The organism is Nitrincola tibetensis (genome assembly GCF_003284585.1).
GTDB classification, from domain to species: Bacteria; Pseudomonadota; Gammaproteobacteria; order Pseudomonadales; family Balneatricaceae; genus Nitrincola; species Nitrincola tibetensis.
The window spans coordinates 345940-368997 of sequence record NZ_QKRX01000004.1 but is presented as its reverse complement, the minus strand read 5'-3'; the positions used below and the strand labels follow the sequence as shown (position 1 = coordinate 368997).

16 protein-coding genes are annotated in these 23058 nt (G+C 43.6%); 4 read left to right on the top strand and 12 right to left on the bottom strand.

Annotation, left to right across the window (positions count from 1 at the left end; translation table 11 throughout):
• Window positions 1-131: 131 nt before the first annotated feature.
• The 10 genes from DN062_RS08005 to DN062_RS07960 all read right to left on the bottom strand — a co-directional run bounded on the left by DN062_RS08005 (window position 132) and on the right by DN062_RS07960 (window position 15121).
• Window positions 132-1670, bottom strand: coding sequence for a class I SAM-dependent DNA methyltransferase (locus DN062_RS08005; RefSeq protein WP_112158794.1), 1539 nt, complete (start codon window positions 1668-1670; stop codon window positions 132-134).
• Window positions 1667-2752 (bottom strand): PDDEXK nuclease domain-containing protein, encoded by a 1086-nt coding sequence (locus DN062_RS08000; RefSeq protein ID WP_112158793.1) that lies wholly within the window; start codon window positions 2750-2752, stop codon window positions 1667-1669. Before DN062_RS08000 ends, DN062_RS08005 begins: the two co-directional genes overlap by 4 nt.
• Complete coding sequence (locus DN062_RS07995; RefSeq protein WP_112158792.1) at window positions 2749-3624, bottom strand: HNH endonuclease family protein; 876 nt, start codon at window positions 3622-3624, stop codon at window positions 2749-2751. The genes DN062_RS08000 and DN062_RS07995 overlap by 4 nt, the downstream gene beginning before the upstream one ends.
• Complete coding sequence (locus DN062_RS07990) at window positions 3621-5327, bottom strand: AAA family ATPase (RefSeq protein ID WP_112158791.1); 1707 nt, start codon at window positions 5325-5327, stop codon at window positions 3621-3623. The genes DN062_RS07995 and DN062_RS07990 overlap by 4 nt, the downstream gene beginning before the upstream one ends.
• Window positions 5327-7066 (bottom strand): restriction endonuclease subunit S, encoded by a 1740-nt coding sequence (locus tag DN062_RS07985; RefSeq protein ID WP_112158790.1) that lies wholly within the window; start codon window positions 7064-7066, stop codon window positions 5327-5329. Before DN062_RS07985 ends, DN062_RS07990 begins: the two co-directional genes overlap by 1 nt.
• On the bottom strand, window positions 7063-9900 hold the full coding sequence (locus DN062_RS07980; protein ID WP_205126685.1) for a type I restriction endonuclease subunit R: 2838 nt from the start codon (window positions 9898-9900) through the stop codon (window positions 7063-7065). The genes DN062_RS07985 and DN062_RS07980 overlap by 4 nt, the downstream gene beginning before the upstream one ends.
• Before the next feature lie 281 nt (window positions 9901-10181).
• A complete protein-coding gene (locus tag DN062_RS07975; protein ID WP_205126684.1) occupies window positions 10182-10463 on the bottom strand; it encodes a hypothetical protein in 282 nt (93 codons plus the stop codon).
• Window positions 10464-10587: 124 nt separating this feature from the next.
• Window positions 10588-13644: an efflux RND transporter permease subunit gene (locus DN062_RS07970; RefSeq protein ID WP_112158788.1), complete on the bottom strand. Its 3057-nt coding sequence runs from the start codon at window positions 13642-13644 to the stop codon at window positions 10588-10590.
• Window positions 13644-14765 carry an efflux RND transporter periplasmic adaptor subunit gene (locus DN062_RS07965; protein ID WP_112158787.1) on the bottom strand — a complete coding sequence of 374 codons (1122 nt, stop codon included), beginning with the start codon at window positions 14763-14765 and terminating at the stop codon, window positions 13644-13646. Before DN062_RS07965 ends, DN062_RS07970 begins: the two co-directional genes overlap by 1 nt.
• Window positions 14766-14899: 134 nt before the next feature.
• Window positions 14900-15121, bottom strand: coding sequence for a DUF2061 domain-containing protein (locus DN062_RS07960; protein ID WP_112158786.1), 222 nt, complete (start codon window positions 15119-15121; stop codon window positions 14900-14902).
• Window positions 15122-15358: 237 nt separating this feature from the next.
• Between DN062_RS07960 and DN062_RS07955 the strand changes: the two genes are divergently transcribed.
• The 3 genes from DN062_RS07955 (at window position 15359) to DN062_RS07940 (ending at window position 20540) form a co-directional block, all read left to right on the top strand.
• Window positions 15359-17581 (top strand): YgiQ family radical SAM protein, encoded by a 2223-nt coding sequence (locus tag DN062_RS07955; RefSeq protein WP_338039970.1) that lies wholly within the window; start codon window positions 15359-15361, stop codon window positions 17579-17581.
• Window positions 17582-18116: 535 nt separating this feature from the next.
• Window positions 18117-18326 carry a cold-shock protein gene (locus DN062_RS07945; protein WP_036511316.1) on the top strand — a complete coding sequence of 70 codons (210 nt, stop codon included), beginning with the start codon at window positions 18117-18119 and terminating at the stop codon, window positions 18324-18326.
• Between the two features lie 177 nt (window positions 18327-18503).
• Complete coding sequence (locus DN062_RS07940; protein ID WP_162301270.1) at window positions 18504-20540, top strand: diguanylate cyclase; 2037 nt, start codon at window positions 18504-18506, stop codon at window positions 20538-20540.
• A 13-nt stretch (window positions 20541-20553) separates the two neighbouring features.
• On the opposite strand, the gene DN062_RS07935 is transcribed toward DN062_RS07940, so the two are convergent.
• Complete coding sequence (locus DN062_RS07935; RefSeq protein ID WP_112158783.1) at window positions 20554-21600, bottom strand: CobW family GTP-binding protein; 1047 nt, start codon at window positions 21598-21600, stop codon at window positions 20554-20556.
• Between the two features lie 203 nt (window positions 21601-21803).
• Between DN062_RS07935 and DN062_RS07930 the strand changes: the two genes are divergently transcribed.
• On the top strand, window positions 21804-22253 hold the full coding sequence (locus DN062_RS07930; RefSeq protein WP_112158782.1) for a flavodoxin: 450 nt from the start codon (window positions 21804-21806) through the stop codon (window positions 22251-22253).
• A gap of 60 nt (window positions 22254-22313) precedes the next feature.
• On the opposite strand, the gene nfsA is transcribed toward DN062_RS07930, so the two are convergent.
• Window positions 22314-23051, bottom strand: a complete 738-nt coding sequence (gene nfsA / locus DN062_RS07925) for an oxygen-insensitive NADPH nitroreductase (RefSeq protein WP_112158781.1) — start codon at window positions 23049-23051, stop codon at window positions 22314-22316.
• Window positions 23052-23058 lie beyond the last annotated feature (7 nt).

Sequence of the window (23058 nt, the reverse complement as noted above, 5' to 3'; positions counted from 1 at the left end):
CTGTTGCCAGGTGTGTTGCTTGGTTTGGTTGCTCATACCGACCTCCATCGATTAAAAGTGATGGAGGTAGTGTGTCGCGGTTAAATCTTAAATTATAGGTGCTGTTTCATGGGCGCTTACCCTATTAATGACTACTTACTTGTCCCTAATCCAACGGCAACATCTCTAAACGCTGCCAGAGCAGCTTCAAGATGATCGATGATTTCTTGTTGAAGTATCTCTGGTGGAGGAAGATTGTCGAGATTATCCAAACTGTCATCTTTAAGCCAAAACACATCAAGGCTGGCTTTGTCGCGGTTAATAAGTTCATCGTAGCTGTAATACTTGAAACGCTCGGTTTCTTTGCGAACATGGCGATTTTCAGGGTTGTAGCACTGAATAAAATCTTTGAGATCACTCAACATCATAGGGCGTTGTTTTAGCGTAAAGTGCTTATTGGTTCTTAAGTCATAAAACCAAATACCTTTGGTGTGCACCTTTTCATTACGAGGTGCGTTATCAAAAAACACCACGTTTGCTTTTACGCCATTGGCATAAAAAATCCCTGTTGGTAAGCGTAAAACAGTGTGTACGTCACAGTTATTTAACCACTTACGGCGAATGCGCTCTCCTGAACCGCCTTCAAATAATACGTTATCAGGTAATACGACCGCTGCTTTGCCTGTATCCTTTAAGCTCGCAACAATATGCTGTAAAAAATTAAGCTGTTTGTTGGTGGTGGTAGCCCAAAAGTCTTGGCGCTCATAGGTTAAGGCTTCTTTGTCTTCGCCCCCTTCGGCATTGGTAATCGTCATGCTACTTTTTTTACCAAATGGGGGGTTAGCTAATACGTAATCAACCTTGTCTTCACCTTTGATAGCGGTTAACAAAGCATCGGCACGGGCAACTTTAGGCTCGCTATCAATACTGCCAATATTGTGTAAAAACAAATTCATTAAACACATGCGGCGAGTTGAAGGCACAATCTCATTACCAACGAAGGTCTTATCACGTAAGAACTGCACTTGGTCTTTGTTAAGCTTTGATTTAGCAATCGTGCTGGTGTTATCTTTAGCGGGGTTCCAGTGGTTCATGCCTTTTTCAATCCACTGCTTATCGCCATAAGTAATCCAATCACTGGCGCTTAAAAAGAAGCCGCCTGTACCGCAAGCAGGATCTAAAATTGTTTTCTTAGGCTCAGGGCGCACACAAGCTAGCATGGCATCAATTAACGGGCGTGGGGTAAAGTACTGACCAGCACCACTTTTAGTATCTTCGGCGTTCTTTTGCAGTAAGCCTTCGTATAAATCGCCTTTGGCATCGGCATCAAGGCTGATCCAGCTCTCTTCATCAATCATTTTTACAATGCGCGACAACTTAGCTGGGTCGGGGATTTTGTTCTCAGACTTATAAAAGATAGCGCCCAGCATACCCGGGGCATCCGCGAGTTTTTTTAATACCCTACGGTATTGGTTTTCTAGTGTTTCACCGGTTAGACCTGTTAATGAATCCCAGTTGTAGTCGCGCGGTACTTTGGTATCTCGTGAGTAAGGGGGCTGCGAGTATTCGTGAGCCATTTTTAAAAACAGCAGGTAGGTTAACTGTTCTAAGTAGTCACCATAACCAACACCATCATCACGCAAGGTATGACAATAATTCCAAACTTTTTGAACCAATGCGGGTGCATTCATTTTTTACTATCCAAATCTGATTGACTGCACTCAGAACTACGGCTGTCTAGAGGGAGGGAATTATACCGATTTTTTGCTGTATTAATCGCATCTTGTAAGCGTTGATGCAATATTTCTCGTTTCGGTAATACTGCCAAGTATTCAGCTACGTGAATGCCCACTTCATCCATTTCCAGCAATTCGATTTGTTCTTGGTTTTTTTGTGCGCACAAAATAATACCCAGCGGTGCTTGCTCGCCCGCTTGGCGTTCATGTTTATCTAGCCAACGAAGGTACAGCTCCATTTGGCCTTTGTAGTGGGGCTTGAACTTGCCTAGCTTTAAATCAATGGCTACTAAGCGCCTGAGTTGGCGGTTATAAAACAATAAATCGATATAAAAATCATCACCATCAAGCTGAATGCGTTTTTGCCGAGCAATAAACGAAAAGCCAGAGCCAAGCTCAAGCAAAAACTGCTCAAGCTCACGTAAAATGGCATCTTCTAAGTCTTTTTCAAGGTAATGGTCATTCAGCCCTAAAAAATCTAACACGTAAGGATCTTTAAACAGCATGTTGGGTGATACTTGCTTGTGCTCAGCTAATTGTTGTAACTCAAGTTTGATGGTTTCAGCAGGTTTTTTTGACAGCGCCGTGCGCTCAAACAACATACTGTCGATACGCTCACTCAGTGTGCGCACACTCCAGGTTTCAGTTACGCACATTTGCGTGTAAAACTCGCGAGCCAGCGAGTCTTTTAAGCTGATCAACTGCCTAAAATGGCTCCAACTCAATTTTGCACACAGTGAGTGCAAAATTTGTTGCTCTGGAAATTGTTCATTAAGCTGCATCATGTAAGCGATGTTGCGTGCACTCCAACCTTTACCAAAGGTTTGCGTAAGCTGCTGGGATAAATTGGCAACTATTTGTTTGCCATATTCGGCACGTTCACCCTTTAACAGCTCTTGGTTGATACGCTGACCAATTTGCCAATACATCATGGTTAGTGAGGCATTGACTGCCACTGCTGTTTGTTGCTTGGCTTGGGTGATTAATGTTTGGATTTCACCAAATAATTCAGTGCTAGTGACAATTTCTTTACTCATCCTACCGTCCTAATAAGTTCACCTATCCATGGATGCAACAGATCCTTATTTTTGTCTTGCTCTAATTGATAAACAAGAAAACCTAAATAAGTATTTTTACTTTTAGGATGAAACCATTGGCCTATTTTTCGAAGCTCTTTTTCAAAACAAGCATCTGCACCTTGGTCTTGACGAAGCTTTTTTAAGTACCATTTTTTTGCTTCATCAATCAGTGGTTTAAAAAGTTTCCATTGAGCGATCCGGCCTTCATTTAATCTATTTTGATCAAGGTGATACAGTCGAATCGAGAGTTTAACTTTAATATCTTCTGGCGACCCCTCTTCAAATCGAGAAAATGGCACACCTGATATGTCATAGGAAAGTAACCGCCAATCCAATCTTTTACATGGATCGAGTAAGACAGGCACTTCATTGTCTTCATCTAACACTTCATAGGCACGTTGTGCCTCATTTACCAAGGGAAAGTAATTCCATTTACCACCTGCTGTTCCCTGGAGGTCTTTTCTGTACTCATTGCAGTGTTGGCAGGAAAAACGAAAGTTTTCAGGATTAAATGCTGCCCATTTATAACCAGAATGTTCAGGTACAATGTCAAATCGGGTTAAGGATTTACCGTCAGCAGTTAACGCAACACCTTGAACCTTGCCTTTAGGTCGATAATGGTCGACAGCATTATCGGCTCTCGGGATATTCGTTTCGCAATACCAGCATCTCCCATTTGATAGGGTTTCTAGGCTTTCTTTTAACTCCTTCCAAATGGCACTACGATCATCAGCAACAATGTTACCTGCTAATAACTCATTTGTAGCAGCCTCGGCTTTATCTTCCCAGTTGACAGGTAAGTTGATAAAAGTATTATCAACAAATCTCATTGTTGCTCCTCTTTCATCAACTTAGCGATAGCCTGCTTAGCAACTTCATCTCGTTTTTCTTGCGATAAACTTAGTGCAAAGTTTACTAGTTGCTGGTAATCATCAGTTCCAGATTGTTCTTTCAAAAGCGAATTCCTGATTTTGATATAGCGCTCATAGTCATCATCGCGTTGAGACATACTAAATCGATCATTATCTAACCATTCAGAAATGATTTGAAAACGAAGCGCTTCAAACTTGGTTTTGTTTTCGATGCTTGCAAGCGCTCGATATGTTTCAAGCCGTTTTTGAGTTCGCTTATCAAGGCTTGAGCCTAAACCAAACATATCACTGGTGATGATACCTGCGTATCCCATACCTTGAGGGTCATACTGTGGCTTATGCGATTCAATAGTACGGGTCTCATCATCGCGGCTTAAGATTTGCACTTGATCGCGGGTTAATTCGGCGATGGCAATCGGGTTATGGGTGGTTAATACGATATGGCTGTTGTTTTCGCCTTTAGAGCCAGAGGTAACAAACTTATTGAGATAATCGATATAATCTACGCTCCACTTGGGGTTTAAGTGGGTATCGGGTTCGTCAAGTAAAAACAAACTTTCTTCTTCGGCGGTAAATCTCAGTAGGCCTAACACAGTTAATAGCTGTTGTTCACCTTCGCTCAGTTCGCGAAAGGTTACGCTACCATCGTTCTTTTTAAGCTTAACTCGAATGCGCACTTCGCTGATAAGCTCTGAAACGTAGGTACTCTCAAGATCGCGAAAAAACTGTCTAGGCTCTTGGTCACCAACTAACTCAGTGAGTTTATTAATGTCCTTGATAAACATGTACAAGTATTCACGGCCTTTTTTATTCCAAAAGGTTGCGTCATCTTTACGGCTAATTTTAATTGGCGCAGTAGCAACTTTATGAAGCCGGTTTAGAAAGTCGCGCACCACACCTTCAGCTCCCCAAAAAATATCGGGTTTTTCCTTGCATGCACCATAAGTACCTTTTGGCTCTTTACTCTTATTTAGATTCCATGAAGGCTCATTGAGCTCCAGAAGCACTGAGTCGATGCTTTCAGCATTTTTGTCAGTTTCTAGCCCAAGCTGGGTATCTAAAAAGTGCCTGACCAAATCATCTTGGTTAAGTACAAAGGCTAACAACACGAATTGGCTGTGCACCGGCAGGGCATAAAACAAGCGTCTTAGCCCAGGGTCTTCCGATTTTGAATTGCGTAGTTTTTTATCATATTGCTGAAGATAGGGGCGAAAGACCGACTGCAGGCGGTCACTATGGCCTGAGTAATAGCCAAAGACATACTTGGGTAAAAACTCATCTTGGCGTTTTTTGAACGCATGAAATTTAAGTTCCGCAAGTTCGTCTTTCTTTTCGCCTAAGACCCTATAAGACACCAAATAGGCATCTTTAGCGCGTTCAGGGTCAGCACTGATTTCTATTTCTTTGTGATGGCAAAAATACCTCAGAGTATACGCAAAGGAGGGTTTATCCTTTTCCCCTTTATCATTTTTGCCCATGATTAAATCACGGAACAGTACTGCCAAGGCCTCAAGTACGTTTGACTTACCTGTGCCATTCCAGCCAATGACTAAGGTGATCCACTCTTGTTCTTCAAGGTCGATGGTGACATTTTTAAGGTTTTTAAATCGCTGGCGCTCACCTTCGCGATCTGATCCGATTGTAAATGAGGCTAAGCGCATTAGTCTTCCTTAACGTCTTGTGTAATCAATTTTAATTGGTCGAAGTCACCTTGGCGCTGAATTTGGATTTTGCCTGATTTTTCTAAATTGCGCAGTTCGGCGTAAATTTCTTCAATACGATCGGTTGAAGTACCATCAACAATGCCACATTTTTGAAAGGCGTCCTGGGCATCAATCCAGTCGTCTTCAGCGGTTAACACTTCGAGTAAGGTATTCATCAGATCACCTTTTTTTTTAAGTTTACTCGGCTTACGAGGTTTAGGCATCTTTGCCAAGGTGTCACGTTCACGTTTGATTTTTTCAAGCAATACTGAAGCGGGTTCGTCATTAGGGTCTTGCGGTACCAGTTGACCAGTAAACGCTGATTTTAAGATATTTCTACGCTGGGCTTCGGATAGTTTTAAAGCAACCTTGATATCTTCGATTTGCTTATCTATTCGATCATATTCTGAATGAAGAATATCAGAAGCGGCTGCTTGCTCGTTTTCTGGTAAAAGTGGAACTGGAATATTATGCAGAATCTTTTGATTCAAGTTTTGCATGGTAGTTCCAACACTAAATTCGGCTAAAAAATCCTTGGTTCTTTTTGAGCTAAGAACCCATGTGTAGAACTCAGGGTTTAAACTTTTAAGGACACGAATAAATAAACTACCAGTCCCACAAAGCCAACCATCTTCTTTATCAGTAACCAGCGCGCACCTACCCATTTCACCTCTTCGACCGATAACAATATCACCTTCAGACATGACGTATTTCTGCAAGTCACTCAATTTGCTTTCAGTAATGGTGAGGTTATAATCAGGCTCTATTTTTAGGTTTTTAATATGAGTAGGGTTAATTAACGGAATACCACCATAAATATAATCACTTTTATGTAACAAAGAGCCGAATGGTCCAATCTGAATTAAGTCAACCAGTTGTGATAAACTCGCCCACACCCAACCGTCTGGCAGCTTAGGTAAAGTTGCAGTATCTGGCTGAACCGGTTCGGGGTATGCGTCTTGCCAGTTTTTAGGGGGGGGGGGGGCTTTTTCGGCAAACTCGGCAAGTTTTTGTTGCTGCCACTGCTCACGGCGCTGCTTTAAAATGCGCGCTAATAGTTGCTCGCCAGTTTCTTGCACTTGGGCGATATTTTCGGCACGCCATTGCTCGGTTAGGGAACCGTCAACCGCACTTTTTAGTAGCGATTGACGATATTGGCTAAGTTTGGTTTGTGCGGCTTTGAGCTCTTTCACACCTGCATCGAGTTCGGAGAAAAGTTCTTCGAGTTTATAAATAATCCGTATTTGCTCTTTTTGAGGAGCTATATTAATAGGCAAACTTTCTACTTTATCTCTATTAATACCGGAAAAAGTAGATCCAGTTCCTAAAGATTCAATATGTTTTTCAATACTACGAAGTTGATAAAACAAAAATTTGTGATCAATCCCAGTGTAGCCACGGATTGCACTTAATCCTCTACCGAATCCGCTTCTCACCTTCGCAATATTAACAGGGCCAACCGGGGCGCGTACTGAGAGTAAAATATCATCTTTTTCAGCAATTCTACTTGGCTCTTCGCAATACTTATTCACTAAAGGATAAACATTTGTAAATTCAGTTTTTCCTTGAAAAAAAGGCAATCCTTTCTTATCGTTGTTAATTAGGGATGATGCAGGTGACTGCCCCATAAATATTTGAGCAATTTCGGTCAATGTTGCATCGGCCCACCCAACGGGTAGCCTCTTAACTTCACTCACGCAATTAATTCCTGATTCATTTCAGCCAATAAGCTATCTAATTCATTATCTTGACCACTGCTGTTTGGGTTGCTAACAGCAAATAAGCTCCAAGCTTTTTGTAAACCACCATGATCGGAAAAGGGGCTGTAGTCAAAGTCATCCCGTTCGATGGAGCAACTTGCAGCAATATGATCTTTCATCAAACGTAACCACTGGGTTTGCTGCTCCGTAAATGCTGTTGATCGCTGGGCGTTATGGCGAAAAATCCATTTCTTAAATTTGGCATCAACTTGTTCGGCAAAGGGTTTTAGCTCGCTGTCTAAACCACTGGCAAACCTGATCAGCGAGATAATATCCGTCAGTTGCCTTTGGCTGTTCACTTTTTTGTTGCTGTTTTTACACGCTGCTTGCTGGCTGCTCTGAATTAGGCGCTCATAGGCGCTCCATATTTTTTCGGTGGTAAGCAACAAGGGCGGCTTGCTTAAAGCTTGGTGCAGTTCTTCTAACATGGCAAAAGTTAAGCCCCTGCGCTGGTACGGTTGCTGGTAAAAAAAGCTAAGCGCTTGAATATCGTTTTTATGTTGCTCGATAAAGTCCTTAAAGCTTTGAATAACTTTTGCTGCATTGTCGGTGGCTTGGCTGCTGTAGCCAGAATAGGTCACTGTATCTAAGTTGATGTGATCAATAAGCTGTTCGCGCTGCCTTCGGGCTGATTCAATCCCTTCGCGGGTATCTGGGTTATCAAAGGTTTGGCAGGCTTGGTCTATTAACTGAGATTTAGCAATTTGTCGCTCGCTATCGGTTAAAGACTCAGCACTGCGGGTAATGCCTGCCGCTTTTGCATTGGCAAGGGCTCGCTGGTTAATCACATCCGGGTCAAGGGCAGTGAGTAAGTCTCTGGCTAATTGCGGCAGTGGTTTACCTGCGAGCTTTTCAACTTCATCCAGCCCGCGTTTATCGAGCTGTTTACTTAAACGGGTTAAACGGTTGGCAAGACTTTGAATGGTGTCGTCATCGCGATGCCCCATCGCTACACCTTGCAATAAGTCTTTCATTGACAGGTTAGGGCTGCGTTCAAGTGGGCGGCTTTCAGTCTTCAGTGACTTTTCTACGCCGACAGCATCAATCAGAACAAAGCGATCTTTATCTGTGGTAGCGCTTTTACTGACACTATGCAGGTCTTCATAGCTTAAGCTTCGTACTCCCCGACCTTTCATTTGTTCGTAATAGCCTTTACTGCGCACATCGCGCATAAAGAGCAGTATCTCGAGTGGTTTTACGTCAGTGCCTGTGGCTATCATATCGACCGTTACGGTAATACGTGGGTTATAGTCGTTACGAAAATCATTCAAAATACCATCGGGATCTTTGGCGTTGTAGGTAACTTTTTTACAAAACGCATTTCCTTGTTCGTACTCTTCACGCACAATTTGAATGATGTCGTCGGCGTGGCTGTCGGTTTTGGCAAAAATTAACGTTTTAGGCACTTCTTTACGATCTGGGTAAATCTCAGTTTCAACTGCTTTTTTCATGGCCTTAATCACTTGGCGAATTTGGCTCACGTTGACCACAGAACGGTCGAGTTCTTTACTTGTGTAACTGCTGTCTTCCTCTGCTTGCGCCCAGCGCTTTTTGCGGGTGAGCTTGTCGCGGTGATCAAGCCACTCTTTGGCTTTTAGCTCTGCACCTTTGTTACCAATTTCAGTTTCAATTTCATAAACGTCGTAACCAACATTAACGCCATCCAGCACTGAGTCTTCGTAGCTGTATTCAGCAACGATATTTTCATTAAAAAAACCAAAGGTGCGTTTATCAGGTGTGGCAGTTAAGCCTATGATGAATGCATCAAAATAGTCGAGCACCTGCTTCCACAAGTTGTAAATAGAGCGGTGGCATTCATCTACGATAATAAAGTCAAAGGTTTCAATCGGCACGGCTGGATTGTATTTGACCCATTTCGCTTGCTGTTGATTTTGCTTAATTTCATGCAGAGAGATGTCTTCAGCACTATCATCAATAGGCTTGCCGCTTAAAATTGAATACATGCGCTGAATGGTACAAATGCATACCTCAGCAGCACTGTCGATAGTGCTGTTGGTTAAGCGTTGCACTATGTGGTTTTCATGAAAAAAGGTTTGCTTGCCTTGTGGTTTAAAGGCATGAAACTCTTGCTGTGCTTGTTTACCTAAGTTGCGTGTATCAACTAAAAATAGTATTCGTTTTGCACCACCATGATTAAGCAATCGATAGACGGCATTAATCGCAGTAAATGTTTTACCTGCGCCTGTTGCCATGTGAATAAGTGAGCGCGGACGGTTTGCCGCTAATGATTTTTCAAGACCCGTTATGGCACTAATTTGGCATTCGCGCAGATTGGCTTTAGGCAATTCTGGCATCTGCTGTTTTAAGCGTGTGCGCAGTGAGCTTTCTTGCTTCATCCACTCTTGTAAGGTTTCAGGCTTATAAAAATGAAAAACTTCCCGTGCGCGAGGATCAGGATCTCGAAGGTCGGTAAAATGAATAACTTGGCTAGTCGCTTCAAACAGAAAAGATAAAGGTTCAGAATGTTGGCTAAACTTTAACTTGCTAGTGGCGTAACGCAGCGTTTGGTCTTCAACATTTGATAGAATAGTGTCATCTTTTTTCGCTTCGATCACACCAACCGCTTTGCGATTCACAAACAATATGTAGTCTGCAGGGCCAGAGTCCGTCGGGTATTCGCGGATTGCCATACCTAACGCTTCACCCAAATTAGCCGCTGGCCAGGTCTGTACCTTCCAACCCGCAAGCTTAAGCTGTTCATCAATTAATAAGCGTGCCTGCACTTCTGGTTTTAAGCCATCTATATCCATAATTTATCTCAAACTAAAACTTGTCAGAACATTCTTCGTCATTTTTTCTGGTGCAGTACCTTTTAGCCTCTGCTGCCGATTTTGTAACGGAGCATTAGTTTCGCCAACTCTTTGTCATTGATAAGCAGGTTACGAATTCGAGACAAGATGTCCACACCTTGTTGAGTCCAGCAATCCGAGTTTAGCCAGATAGGTCTTAGCCAGCCAATACTAACCATTTTGACTTTCAATTCTGATAATATATCCTAATATACAGCCAGTTACATTGATTATCGTTGTGTTTATTTAGACTTACCAGCGAGTCCAACTATCAACGCACCTAAAGCTGCGCCAGCAATAAAGGTGTTAACATTACCACCATCTTCATATTTCGCTTTGGTCGCATTACCTCGCATTTGGGCTTGAACTGATACCTGTTCACTCTTTTTGAGATTGCTAACTGTGTTCACAACAGAGTGGAATAGACTTTCTGGATCAATTCCAAGGGCATTAGACCAGTTCAGCCTAAGCAGGTTGTTCACAAAAACGTGCAGCGAAGAAGCTGCTGTTTTGCCACTGATCAATAAAAACCTGTCATTTCTCCGGGGCGTGATGACTATAGCGTTTTATATTATGCTTTCCTAAATGAATAGTAGGTTAGCTTATTGCGCGATTAGTGTGATGGGCACAACATCTTAAAGTCGACGGTTAAGTTTTAAATACTCGGCAACCCAGTAGAAGTAAACAGGGTGTTAACAGTAATGTTAACAGTGTTGCAAAGGTTAATCCGCCCGCAATAGCACTGGATAGCTGCATCCACCATTGCGTCGAAGGTGCGCCCACACCAAGGCTAGGTTCCAATAAATTAACGTTGACGCCTAAAACCATTGGCATTAATCCAAGCACGGTCGTGACTGACGTTAGGAGGACAGGTCGTAATCGCAAACAACCGGTTTCCAACGCTGCTTCATATGGATCAGCCCCTTCACGTCTTAAACGGTTAAAGGTATCGATCAGAATAATATTGTTGTTCACCACGATGCCAGCAAGCGCAATAATCCCCATGCCTACCATCACTATTCCAAAGGACTGGCCGTTAATCATTAGTCCTAATAACACACCTGCTGTGGATAGCAGAATTGCGCTGAGTACAAGAAATGTTTGGAATAGACTATTGAATTGGATGACAAGAATAAACGCCATCAAAAAAATGGCGATGATAAATGCACTGATTAAAAATATAGCGGCTTCTTGCTGATCTGCATCTTCACCCGCCAAGTTTATTGAGACCCCATCGGGAAGCTCTTTAAAATAGGGGCTGAGTTCATTTAAACGTTCATCTAAGCGCGAGCCTTCAGCTAAATCACTCTGGAGTGTTAAGGTTCGTTGTCCATTCACTCGGTGTAATGAGCCCGTCTTAGGCATAGGAATCACTTGAACGAAGTGAGAAATAGGCACCTGTCCGCGAAGAGTATTCAGTGTCAGACGGGTCAATTGGTCAATCGATCGCCAATGAAAAGGTAGCCTGACCCGAATATCAACATCATCATTTGCATCTTCAGGACGATAGGTTGCTAGCATTAGCCCATGGCTGACCAGCTGTACTGCGTTACCAACTGAGAGTACATCTGCTCCTAGGCGGGCAGCAGCTTCTCGATCCACTTCGACACGCCACTCAATACCAGGTAGTGAACGATTGTCTTCTATGTCGATAAACCCTCCTATTTTTTCCATGCGAGCGCGGATGATTTCAAGTGCACTTTCTATTAAAGAGATATCATTTGCACTCACTTCAAGTTGGAAGGGTTTTCCTTGGCCAGGTCCAGTGTCTTGTTTTCGAAAATCAAGTTGAATACCGACTATGTCCGATGTTAAGTCGCGCATTGATTGAATAATATGTGAAGAGGTGCGGCGTTGATGCCATTCAATCAATTTGAATTGGAGGACACCGATGATATCCTCGCCTTGCTGAGAAGATGGGGCTGCAAAGGTTCGAGCATAAATAGAGTCAATTTCAGGTAGGTTGAGCAGTCGATCTTCGATCTGCTTTACAAGTGCGTCCTTCTCGTAAACCGATAAATCTCCCCGCGCCCTGATTTGTAATTGTAGAGAGTCTGGCTCAATATCCGGAAAAAACTCCACTCCATGATTGAAGCGGTTGTAGGTGATAAAAATAAGGGTGATGACCAACATCATGCCTAATAGTGTTAAAAAGGGTGCTCTTAATAAAAGAGCGAGTAAGCGACGATACAGGTGACTCATGGGGTTGCGCAGATATTCAGCGCTTGATGCTTCTATGGGGCGTGTTATAACGGCTCCCATGGTAGGTAAAAAGATCAGAGCCATGACTAATGAAGCGAGTAAGCATAAAATGACTGTTGCAGGAAGGTATTTCATGAACTCTCCGACAACGCCGGGCCAAAACAGCAACGGAACAAACACAGATAAGGTTGTGGCCGTGGATGCGATGATGGGCCAACTCATGCGGTGAGCCGAGTTAAGCCAAGCATTTGCAGGTGTTTGCCCCTCTTTAAGATAACGATCAGCTTGCTCACTGACGACAATTGCTCCATCGACCAACATGCCCGCAACCAAAATTAATGAAAAGAGCACGATGATGTTAAGGGTATAACCTATAGCCCAAATTAGGAGTATCCCAGCTAAAAAAGCACCTGGAATGGTTAAGCCGACCATTAATGCAGAGCGAAATCCCATAGAGGCAATGATTAAAATAAGCACCAGTACGACAGCTGTCATGACATTATTCAGTAAGTCATTCAGCATATCGCGTACCTCAACCGATTGATCCATCAGTATTCTCAGATCAACACCTTCGGGAAGTAACGTGCGGGCTTCTTCGATAACGGATTGAATATGAGCGGTGGTATCAATGATGTTGGCGCCTGAGCGTTTACTGATTTCTAATACTAAGCCTGGCTGACCGTTAATGCGTGCGAAGCCAGTCGGGTCTTTGAATGTACGCCTTAATGTTGCAATGTCAGCAAATGTGACAACTCGGTCTTCTTCTACCTTGACGGGCATGCTTAAAATATCCTGTAACGACTCAATCATGCCGGGTACTTTAAGGGCCATTCGGCCTGATCCTGTGTCTAAACTGCCAGCCGCAACCAATCGGTTATTATTGGACACTAAATTAAATAATTGAAAGTAATCAATTTGATATTGATCAAGTACTTGTGGATTAACGATTATTTCCAATAAATCTTCTCGATCACCGGCAATATCGACTTCAAGAACTTCGGGGATTCCTTCAATCGCAATCTTTAGCTGTCTCGCTAAATAGATCAATTGAGCTTCTGGAAGAGGGCCCGACAGGGCGATTGAAATGACAGGAAACAGTGCAACATTGATCTCATGCACTCTAGGTTCATCCGCTTCAGATGGCAGCTTTGTGCGAGCCGTATCAACCTTTTGCCGAACCTCTTGCAGTGCTTTTTGAGGGTCAAAGCCTGCGTCAAACTCAAGCATAACCGATGCATGGCCTTCACTGGCAATTGAGGTCATTTTCCGTACACCCTGCAATGCCCGAAGCTCCTGTTCCATTGGACGAACGAGAAGGCGCTCGCTGTCCTCAGGGCTAATCCCTTCAAGTGCCATGGAAACATACATCATAGGAATGACAACATCAGGGTTGGCTTCTTTGGGAATTGCTTGGTAGGCCGCTACTCCGCCTAATACTATAAATATAAAGAGTAAAAGAGTGGCCCTTGAGCGCTGAATAGCGGCACGAATGATCTGCTCCATCAGAGGGGACTCTCTTGTAAGTGAGGTTCAACCTTGTCACCGGGTTGCGTGAAGCCAGCCCCCAGTGTAATGATTTCTAAAGTATCCGGTAGGCCGATAACTTGAGCATAGTCTGTATCAAAACTGATTAGCGTGAGAGGGTGAAAAACAACCACCTGCTCGTTATTAACCGCTAAAATGCCAATCTGGCCTGAAGGATCTAGGCTTAGTAGGGAAGGGGGAATACGATGGGATAAAACCTCAGGTAAAACAATTTCTAAGGTAGCACTCGCACCTGCAATCCGAAGACCATCGGGATTGTTAATGTTGGCTTCGATTGCGTAACTGCGGGTAGCTACATCCGCTAGGTTCGCGATAAACGTAACTTCACCAAAGAAAGTCCGTCCATCCAAGAGTGTCACCTTTAAGGGATTCCCTAAACTCATGCGCCCGACATCTTGCTGTGTAACGTAAGCCTTTACTTTGAGGTTGCGCGTGTCTGTAATTGTTGCAATCACATCACCCGGTTGAACCAACTCGCCAATATCGAGCGGTAATGAATTCACAAACCCTGCAATCGGGGCCTTTATTCTTGTATGTGCTAGGGCGAGTTTTGCATCTGCCAAGGCGGCTTCACTAGCAGCAGCGCTGGCTCTTAAACGTAGTTTTTCGTGTTCAGATAATAACCTGTTCTTAAATAAGCGTTCGCCAGCTTCTAGTTCAGATCGGTGTAAATATACATCAGCTTCTGCTTTTTCGACTAGTGCGCGCCTTGTTTCCGTATCTAGCTGAACAAGCATCTCTCCTTGTTCAATCCATTGCCCTAATTTAGCTGGGCGTTCCTGGATCTGACTGGAGGTGCGTGCATAAACCTGAACTTGATGAGACGGAGAAAGCGTCCCTTGTAAGATAAGTTTTGGAGTAAAGGTCTTTGCAGAGAGTTCATAGGTCTGAACTCTAGGTAGGCTTGGTATTGTTGAGGTCGGCATCGCCTTAATGGCAGGCGAATGGTCGGAATCAACTGATTGATAGGTTTTGCCAGATATAATCCAAACAATCAGAACAAGAGAAGCAAGGCCTGCAGCAATGATCGATACAAAGTTTCGACGTCTAGGTGAGTGTTGTGTTTCTTTTAAGTCCATTAATGGCTATTCCGACCAGATCATCATCAGGTCAGAATAGCAAGATTTGCATAGGGTTAATATAGTGGAGAGGGCTGTGTTGCTTGATATTCCTTCATTTAATGACAAGGCTTCAGCCGTTAATGAACATGCATTTAAGCTATGCATTTATCCCCCTTTGATGACGGATCATCGATTTTAGCCTGTTTTTGCTCGACCCGACGCCAAACCTTTTCATGGAAATGGAAGGCAACCGTGTTAAGTGCAGGTTCAATTAAAGCAACGGCCCCACCAATCACCAAGTCACCTGTTAATGCGTAGGCAACACCGAAGGCAACGGTGAAGTGTAAAATGGCAAAGGAAAACGTCTTTTTCATGATAATGCCTCGAATCTAGTGGAAGTGACTGGCTATTCGCCCTTTTGGGCTTTCTATGAATAGATTATCGTACAGGATGATTATTAGTTAAAATTAATTAACTATATGTCATCGATAGCTATTTAGAATTTACCTGTGAGAGGGTTCTTTTATAGTCTGGCTCGATATTTCCAAGACGAATGGGTAACGAACCGCTATAATAGCGTCACGATGAACCTTTCAGGCAGTTCCCTTAACATGATGCACGCAGTTCCTCCTATCCATCACAACACACTTAATTCTCCAGACCGCAACTCAGATAAAAACGCACCTGCTCCTTTCTTACCTATGACACGAAAAGAAATGGATACTCTGGGCTGGTCTGAATGTGATGTGATTATTGTGACAGGAGACGCTTATGTCGATCATCCTTCATTTGGCATGGCGATCATTGGGCGCTTGCTTGAATCACAAGGGTTTAGAGTGGGCATCATTGCACAGCCAGATTGGCACAGTGCTGACGCCTTCAAAGCCTTGGGGCGCCCGCGTCTGTTCTTCGGCATTGCTGCGGGAAACATGGATTCAATGATCAACCGTTACACGGCGGATAGAAAAATTCGTTCAGATGATGCCTACACACCAGGAAATGTTGCCGGTAAACGCCCCGATCGAGCGAGTATTGTTTACAGCCAGCGTTGTCGTGAGGCCTACAAGGATGTGCCGCTGATACTGGGTGGCATTGAAGCATCCCTGCGTCGCATTGCACACTATGATTATTGGCAGGACAAAGTCCGTCGATCAATATTATTAGACTCCCGTGCCGATTTGTTGCTCTATGGCAATGCGGAACGTGCCATCATTGAAGTGGCGCAGCGCTTAGAGGCCGGTGAACAGGTTGAGCAATTGCTTGATATCAGAGGGACTGCCTATGTTCGTAAAGATACGCCGGAAGGGTGGATGGAGATAGACTCCACTCGCATTGATCGCCCAGGAAAGATCGATAAAATTATTAATCCTTATGTTAATACTCGAGACCTTCCTCAGTGTGATTTGGAAAAGTCGAGCGCGAATCCTGAGGCAGATGACTCAGTGCAGGTATTGCATATATTGCCCAAGCCAAAACTCGATCGATCAAAAACGGTTATCCGTCTGCCTTCGTTTGAGAAGGTCACTCAAGATCCGGTTTTATATGCTCACGCAAGCCGAGTGCTTCATCTGGAAACCAATCCCGGGAATGCGCGGGCCTTGGTTCAATTGCATGGTGATCAAGAGGTATGGCTAAATCCACCACCGATACCGCTTAGCATGGAAGAAATGGACTTTGTGTTTGGCTTGACCTACGCCAGAGTTCCGCATCCGATATATGGAAAGGCTGAAATACCCGCCTATAAGATGATTCGGTTTTCCGTCAATATTATGCGTGGATGTTTTGGTGGCTGTACCTTCTGTTCGATTACTGAGCATGAGGGCCGCATTATCCAGAACCGATCTCAAGACTCTATTATTCAAGAAATTAAAGATATTCGTGATAAGGTCCCAGGTTTCACAGGAGTTATTTCCGATTTAGGTGGGCCCACTGCTAACATGTATCGGATTGCCTGTAAAAGCCCAGAAATAGAAGCGGCTTGTCGTAAGCCATCCTGTGTTTATCCGGGGATTTGCTCTAACCTGAATACAGATCACTCTGCATTAACTCAGTTGTACCGAGATGCTCGAAAGATCAAAGGCGTTAAAAAAATTCTGATTGCATCGGGTTTAAGGTACGACTTAGCTGTTGAAGATCCCGAGTATGTCCGTGAGTTGGTGACGCATCATGTTGGTGGGTATTTGAAAATTGCACCTGAACATACGGAGCAAGGCCCGCTTGATAAAATGATGAAGCCAGGCATCGGTTCTTTCGATGCGTTTAAAAAAATGTTCGAACGTTTTTCTAAAGAAGCAGGTAAAGATCAATACTTGATTCCCTACTTTATTGCAGCACACCCTGGTACAACCGATGAAGATATGGTGAATCTGGCGCTCTGGTTAAAGAAAAATGGGTTTAAAGCAGATCAGGTTCAAGCCTTCTATCCATCTCCCATGGCCACTGCGACAGCTATGTATCACACGGGACGAAATCCGTTGCGTCGCTTGAGCTACAAAAAGACGGCTGAGCGCGTAGAGACAGCTAAAGGTGAAAAGCAGCGTCGCTTGCACAAGGCATTTTTGCGCTGGCATGATCCGGAGAACTGGCCGCTTTTACGCGAAGCATTAATGCAGATGGGACGTTCTGATTTAATAGGCTCTGCAGATTATCAGCTAATTCCTTCGGAAGATAACCCGACATCGGAATACAGAAGTCATCGCCGGAAAAATAGTCCGGGTGCAGCAAGGACATCGAAAGGACGAATCCTAACTCAGCACACAGGTTTACCACCTAGAGCAGGAGGGGGAGCGTCTACTCCTAAAGCGCGGAAGTCGTCGATACGGCGTCCGAGATGATTTTATATTTTTCATCATATTTAGATTGTAATTAATCTAAAGCGGTGTATAGTGAGTTTATCAGATGCTTCCCGGAGGGTGTCTGTGTACGAATCACGGAGCTTCCGTGAAATGGTTCACCGGGGCAACCAGCAATGTTGCTGGAATTAAGTTATAGAAGATTTGATGCACGTAAATACTATTAAAGCTAAATTTGAACACTCTCAGGCCAATGGCCTAGGTTTTCGTGTCCTAGCTAATTTTTTGTCAAACTCCCAGCGTGCATCCAGCAAGTCGTTAAATATATCTGCCTTCCCTGAATATTTTCTGAAACAAAAATCTTTTTTAAAAATTATTTTCGATTCATTACTGGAAAAGCAATTATTTTCGTCTATGCTTAAACAAAGAATTCAATTCTGTAACATTTAGGTTGTAGAATTAAAAAGCGTTCAGAGTTACTGCAAAGCAGTTACTAGAACAGAAACCGGACCAGAATTTACTGGTCTTTTGGAAAAATGCCAATATTTGGCAATTACGTAAAAGAAAGAGGCTACACATGTCACAGCTAGTTACCGGCACCGTAAAATGGTTCAACGATGAGAAAGGATTCGGTTTTATCCAGCAGGAAAACGGTCCGGATGTATTTGTACACTTCCGTGCAATCAACGGCACAGGTCGTCGTTCATTACAAGAAAACCAACAGGTTACTTTCGAAGTAACTCAGGGTCAGAAAGGCCCACAGGCTGAGAACGTAACTGTTATCTAAATAACACTGCGCAGTTTGAAGACAGTGGGCGCCTAGGCGCCCACTTTTTTATGATTTTTTATATATTTAACCTAGATTGTCCTGAGAAGTTTTCAGGTCTATATCAATCAAATATCTGGACTTGCGATACGTTGGGTTATAGGATTATCCAATTGTTAAATAAGCATGGAGGCCAGCTTGTTGATTTCAATGGATGAACCCAATTTATCTTCCCGCTTTAATTCTATATATCTAAAGCCTTTTGTATGGCTTACAGTTTTCTTTGTGCTTTTCATCTCTCCGGCTACTTTAAGTGCAAATGAGCGTGTTCGCTTAAAACTAAAGTCGAGCCATCAGTTTCAGTTTGCTGGGTATTATGCAGCTGTGCATAAAGGCTTTTATCAAGCTGCAGGCCTAACAGTTGATATCTTAGAAGCTGGTGGAGAGCAGCGTACGGTTGAGTCCGTCGTTGAGCGTCGTGTTGACTTTGCAATTGCAGGTTCTGAACTTGTCATTGATAGTGCCTCTGGGTATGAAATTGTTGCGTTGGCCCCCATCTTTCAACATTCTGCTTTAGCGCTCATCACATTGCGGGACACAAACTTCACCTCATTAGAGGCGCTGACCAATCAGCGAATTATGTTGGGGGCTGAAACTTCCTCTATCGATGTTTTTTTACGTCAACAAGGGCGTGGATTAGACGATTTTCAATTGGTTAGACATGTTCCTAGTATTACGCCCCTGATTACGGGGGACGTGGCCGCTATGGCCGTGCGTATCACCGATGAGCCCTTTATTATTCAGCAAAGTGGTAACCCTGTTCGATTCTTGCGGCCCATTGATTCAGGTATTGATTTTTATGGCGATACCCTTTTTACGAGTCGTGCGCTCTATTTACAGCAGCCTCAAATGGTTCAGGCATTTGTAGAGGCCAGTATTCAAGGTTGGCAGTATGCATTAGAGCATCCTGACGAGATTATAGATCTTCTTTTAAACACCTACGGTGTTAATCGCAGCCGTGAGCATTTGCTATATGAAGCAAAACAAATCCGAGAATTAGTATCACCTGGATTGATAGGGATTGGTCACTCAAACCCAGTCAGATGGCAGATGATTGCAGACGCATATGATTCGCTAAATCTCTTACCAGGGTCCTTTAATTTAGAAGCTTTTATACCGCCTAAAATGGAAACTGTACGTATTCCTGATTGGTTAAAGTTTGTCTCTACACTCACTCTATTGGTTTTGTGTTTATTCATGGTGATGATTTACCGTCAACATCGCTTGAACCAGAATCTTAAAAAAGAAATTCGTGTACGCAAAAACACAGAATCACGCTTACGCTTAATTACCGATAGCATGCATGACGTCATTTGGGTGATGGATGAAAATTTCAAAATGACCTATGTTAGTCCATCTGTTGAGCGTTTAACTGGCTTTGAAGTGGATGAAGTGTTGAATAAGCCCATTTCTGATTTGATCAATGCAGATACTCGCCGTCAATTAGCGCAGCGTATTCAGGAAATTACACAAATTAACGAAGCTGGTCGCACCGGTTCGGAGTGCGATGAGCTCTTCGAGTTTGAAATTCAGTGCAAATTTGGTCGTCAGGTTTGGGTAGAGTCAACCATTAAATTTTTCTTTTCGGCTCCTGGAATTATCGCAACGATTTATGGCTCAACGCGAGACATCACAGATCGTCATCGACAGTATATTGAACTGAAGAATTTAGCGAGCATGGATTTTCTGACGGGTGTTAAAAATAGACGAATCTTCTTCGAAAAACTACAGTATGAAACGGCTCGTTTTCGCCGCCATGGAACACCCCTGAGTTTAATTGTTTTGGATATTGATCATTTTAAGAAGATCAATGATAGATATGGGCATTCCATTGGTGATGAGGTCTTACGTCAAGTTGTTAAGCTTTTAGAAGATGAAATACGCGAAATGGATACGATTGGACGCTTAGGCGGAGAGGAGTTTGGAATACTCCTACCTGACACAGCGTTAGAAGAAGCTCATTATTTGGCAGAACGTTTACGTGAGCACGTATCCGAGTATCCTCTTGAAATATCAGGCGTGTATATACCGGTAACCGCGAGCTTTGGTGTTGTTCAGTGTGAACCATCGGAGACGGTTTCGAGCATCTATAAGCGCGCGGATGTGGCTGCTTATGCGGCGAAAGCAGCGGGCAGGAATTGTGTTCGCCGACAAATGCCTGCCATGATCAGCTAGTTGGCTCCGAGGTTTATTGGCTTGAGACTAAATGTTTGACTAAACGTTGCTCGATCTCATCAGGGTCGAGAGCAGTGTCGCTGATTATTTCAAAGCGTGAGTCCTTTCTCCACGCGAGGGGTAGTACAGATGCATCTTGAAAGACGCGATTATAACTGACCCAAGTGTGTCCAATCTTAATCGCGGCTTTTAATCTCATGAGATGCGTCATTCTGTCTAATTCGGCTTTGAGTGAATCAAACTCGAAAGCGTCTTTTGCATCAAAAACCCAGCCATGCGTAAATATTCCTTCTTGCGCATGAGATTTACGAACCGGTTTTCCGGGCATTGGTTTGGGTTCGGAGTACATAGGTGTAAAGGCCAAAGAGGTCTGTTGCGTGTTAGACGCGACTTGAGGCAGCTCTTTCTTTGCACCTGCATGGCGTGTATAAGGTTCCATGCTTTCAAAGGACTGGCGCGGATTGTCGAGTAAGCTTAAAGGAAAGACGCCAAAAAGTGTCCTAAGTACAGACTCTTTTGGTGGGAATAAGTTTTCGCAGGCCTGTTGTGCTTCTTGGCAAAGGCTGGCCGGACTTAGATCGCATCGGTTAATTAAGACGATATCGGCAAGGTTAAGTTGATCGGTAAAAATGGGATTGGCCAATATTCCAGGGTGCTCAAGGACGGCAGGGTCGAGTACGCAAATGATGGAGCGAAGATCGATTGCTTCTTCGAATGATATACCGGTTAACACATCGACGATCCCAGCCGGATGACCGAGTCCTGTTGGTTCGATAATGAGTCGATGGGGTTTTACTCTTCTTAAAAGCATTGCAAGTGTAATCGTTAAACTAGGCCCTAACGTACAACAGACACAGCCACCGGCAAGCTCTTTAATGTGAAGATTATCTTGATTGGCCATCAATGCTGAATCAATTCCGATTTGTCCAAATTCGTTGACTAAAATAGCCCAAACTTCATCCTCAGGTTTTTGTTTAATGAGTTGATTAATCGCTGTTGTTTTTCCGCTGCCGAGAAATCCAGTGATGATATTAGTGGGCACTTTTGTAATTCTTTGCATAATTACCCTAGGCTATTTAAGTGTTATAAAGTAACAATTCTGAGGCATTGATAGGTGATTTGCAAGATTGGCCGAAGTACACAGCTAGAAGACGGTCTTTACGTTCATGATTACTTTGAATTAAATACCCTTGCATTTTTAATGTGTTATGGCGTGTGCGAATCTATTATGATGCTATCAGAATAGTTGAGAGGACAGAGTATATGGCGAAGGTTGTGTTTTTAGTAGGATCGGTATACGGCAATAGTACATCAATGGCTGAAGAGTGCGCTGAATTTTTGAGAGGGCAGGGGCACGAAAGCGAGGTTTTTTCGAGCTTTAGTTTGGCCGAGCTGCAGCAAGACCCTGAAGCCGTTTGGCTTATTTGTACTTCGACGACTGGGCAAGGAGAGCTGCCCGATAATATTTATCCGCTTTATCAATCGTTAAAAGATGAGTTTCCTCTAATGCCGGATCGAAAATACGGAGTGATTGCATTAGGGGACAGCTCATATGATAGCTTTGCCGACGCGGGTCGAATGCTTGATGAGATGCTGCAAGAATTGCAGGCAAAGCGTTTAGGGGAAGTTCTATTGATTGATGCCTGTGAGACAGCAGATCCTGAAGGTGTAGCCCTCGACTGGATCAAAGAGTGGATCATCCATTTGTCTTAAGTTGTGAGTTGTCTCAGAGAGTAGGACGGCAAGGAAGAAGCCTGTCGTCCTAGCGCTTGACTACTTAAGTAAAAACCCTTTTTCGTTTAGAAAAGGCAACATGTGTGGGCGAGATTCTTTGACGAGCATGCCTGATATTTGCTCCGTCCAAGTCATTTCTTTACCGCCACCCGTGCGGGTTCTATAGTATTCCTGTACTTGGGCATCGTATTCTGGCATGAGCTTAACGTCAGCATCAACAGAATACTTTTCCTGTTTTAAGACAATTTCCAATGGAAGTCGTGGTTTAACCTCAGGATTTTGATCTGGAAAGCCCAAGCACATCCCAAAGACAGGGTAGACTAATTCAGGGAGCTCCAATAGTTCTGAAACGCGTGCAATTTGATTGCGCAGCCCGCCAATATACACCACGCCTAAACCCAGAGATTCAGCCGCGACGGCACAGTTCTGAGCAAAGAGTCCACAGTCGAGCGAGGCTGTCAAAAATTGTTCAGTGTAGCCACTGAGCATGGGTTGTTGGTGCAGTTCACAAGCATCTTTATGCCTGTGCATATCGGCACAGAAAACTAAAAATACGGGTGCCTGTGCGACATATATCTGATTGCCTGAGCATTGCGCGAGTTGATCGCGCGTATCCCCTTGGCTGACTTGAATAACTGTACAGGCTTGGATGAAACTTGAGGTTGCGGCAGCTTGTCCTGCCTTAACGATTTCTCCAATCCATTCGTTTGGAACGCTTTGTTCGGTAAATTTTCGGATTGAGCGGTGCTGGTTAAGTAAATTGATAACGTCGTTCATTCAAAAA